The organism is Vibrio sp. 10N.222.52.B7 (genome assembly GCF_041474275.1).
Classification (GTDB): domain Bacteria; phylum Pseudomonadota; class Gammaproteobacteria; order Enterobacterales; family Vibrionaceae; genus Vibrio; species Vibrio crassostreae_C.
In genome coordinates this window covers 1-392 of record NZ_JBFRTU010000187.1, presented here as the reverse complement: position 1 = coordinate 392, position 392 = coordinate 1, and the positions used below count along the sequence as shown (strand labels likewise).

1 protein-coding gene is annotated in these 392 nt (G+C 48.7%); it reads right to left on the bottom strand.

The genetic code is table 11. From position 1 onward, the window contains the following. The coding region (locus tag AB4512_RS22245) for a DNA topoisomerase (RefSeq protein ID WP_372175712.1) at window positions 1-392 on the bottom strand (392 nt) is incomplete at both ends.

The window sequence follows — 392 nt, the reverse complement described above, 5'->3', positions numbered from 1 at the left end:
AGCGTGTAGAGTGAAGTAATCTTTAGGAATGAAATTCTCAATTTCTTCATCACGTCTTACCACCAAACCAAGTACTGGCGTTTGCACTCGCCCTACCGACAACACGCCTTGGTAACCCGCCTTTTGACCAAGCAAGGTGTAAGCTCGGGTCATGTTCATGCCATATAACCAATCGGCTCTAGAGCGTGCTAAAGCAGAAATAGACAGTGGAATAAAGTCTCGGTTACTGCGCATTTGAGAGAGCGCACGCTTCACGGCTGGTAAGTTCAAATCGCTGATCAGCAGCCTGTCCATCGACTCTTTCTTGGCCTTAGACACCTTGCAGTAATCGATCACTTCATCCACTAGCAGCTGCCCTTCTCTATCCGGGTCACCCGCATGGACAATTTGGG